Here is a 2,126-nt window from a genome sequence, read left to right as displayed (position 1 = left end):
AAGACATCACCAGACCTCGCATGCTCAGCATCACTCGATTCAGCACGGACGATATTTCGCCGGTACGGGAATATCAACCCGTTGTCCATCGACTACGCCTGTCGGCCTCGCCTTAGGTCCCGACTTACCCAGGGCAGATTAGCTTGACCCTGGAACCCTTGGATATTCGGCGGACGGGTTTCTCACCCGTCTTTCGCTACTCATGCCTGCATTCTCACTCGTGTGCTCTCCACGACTAGGTCCCCCCGCCGCTTCAACGCGCACACGACGCTCCCCTACCCATCCGCACGACGTTACCGTCACACATGCGAATGCCATAGCTTCGGCGGTTAACTTGAGCCCCGCTAAATTGTCGGCGCAGAATCACTTGACCAGTGAGCTATTACGCACTCTTTCAAGGGTGGCTGCTTCCAAGCCAACCTCCTGGTTGTCTCCGCAACTCCACATCCTTTTCCACTTAGTTAACGCTTAGGGGCCTTAGCTGATGATCTGGGCTGTTTCCCTCTCGACAATGAAGCTTATCCCCCACTGTCTCACTGCCGCGCTCTCACTTACCGGCATTCGGAGTTTGGCTGATTTCGGTAAGCTTTTAGGCCCCCTAGACCATCCAGTGCTCTACCTCCGGTAAGAAACACGCGACGCTGCACCTAAATGCATTTCGGGGAGAACCAGCTATCACGGAGTTTGATTGGCCTTTCACCCCTATCCACAGCTCATCTCCTCGGTTTTCAACCCAAGTGAGTTCGGTCCTCCACGACGTCTTACCGTCGCTTCAACCTGGCCATGGATAGATCACTCCGCTTCGGGTCTAGAGCATGCGACTCAAACGCCCTATTAGGACTCGCTTTCGCTACGGCTACCCCACACGGGTTAACCTTGCCACATACCACTAACTCGCAGGCTCATTCTTCAAAAGGCACGCCGTCACCCCAAAAAAGAGGCTCCGACGGATTGTATGCGATCGGTTTCAGGTACTATTTCACTCCCCTCCCGGGGTACTTTTCACCTTTCCCTCACGGTACTTGTCCGCTATCGGTCACCAAGGAGTATTTAGGCTTAGCGGATGGTCCCGCCAGATTCACACGGAATTTCACGGGTTCCGTGCTACTTGGGGTAACGTTAAAGAGTGACCAACTTACGTCTACAGGAGTATTACCCGCTATGCTGTAGCTTTCCAGACTACTTCAACTTCACTGATCATTTATAACTCTCCAGCTGCTCGACAGCGCAACCAAAACGGCCCCACAACACCCAACCTGCAACGCCTGTCAGCTATCACACAAGTAAGGTTTGGCCTCTTCCGCGTTCGCTCGCCACTACTAACGGAATCACAATTGTTTTCTCTTCCTATGGGTACTGAGATGTTTCACTTCCCCACGTTCCCTCCAACTGCCCTATACATTCAGGCAGAGGTCGCCGGACATGACTCCGGAAATTCAAGGTTTCCCTATTCGGAAATCCACGGATCAAAGCTCGTTTACCAGCTCCCCATGGCTTATCGCAGGTTACAACGTCCTTCATCGGCTCTTGGTGCCAAGGCATCCACCGATCGCACTTAGTAGCTTGTCAAAAAATCACTACAAAGATGCTCGCGTCCACTGTGAAGTTCTCAAAATACGGGCGGGCCCAGCACCCCCAAACACCAAACAAGGCGCCCAGGAACAACCAGTCCGCAACCAGAGAGCGCTGCAAAAACAACCGACCCCTCAGGACCCAACAACGTGCTTCAAGGAAAAAACCATCCACCAACCAGCCTTCCACACCCAGCCCAAAAAGAACCAAGCAGTACTAACCAACCAGCAAACAACCAATCCAAAATCAATGTTCCACAAACCAGTAGCTCACCCAGCCAGGAACACAAGCCCTGGAACCAGGCACATGAACGAACCAACCCAAACAGGGCCAGCCCGCCAAAAGCTCCTTAGAAAGGAGGTGATCCAGCCGCACCTTCCGGTACGGCTACCTTGTTACGACTTAGTCCTAATTACCGGTCCCACCTTCGACGGCTCCCTCCAAAAAGGTTAGGCCACCGGCTTCGGGTGTTACCGACTTTCATGACTTGACGGGCGGTGTGTACAAGCCCCGGGAACGTATTCACCGCAGCGTTGCTGATCTGCGATTACTAG

The 2,126-nt window shown here is 53.3% G+C and carries 2 rRNA genes; both read right to left on the bottom strand.

What is annotated here, in order from left to right:
* Window positions 1-1,569, bottom strand: a 23S ribosomal RNA gene (locus tag BUC15_RS18755); the annotation flags it as partial.
* Window positions 1,570-1,925: 356 nt separating this feature from the next.
* A 16S ribosomal RNA gene (locus BUC15_RS18750) occupies window positions 1,926-2,126 on the bottom strand; the annotation flags it as partial.

Source organism: Tessaracoccus bendigoensis DSM 12906 (assembly GCF_900141915.1).
Classification (GTDB): domain Bacteria; phylum Actinomycetota; class Actinomycetes; order Propionibacteriales; family Propionibacteriaceae; genus Arachnia; species Arachnia bendigoensis.
The sequence above is the reverse complement of the archived record's forward strand: the minus strand, read 5'-3'. Positions and strand labels throughout refer to the sequence as shown.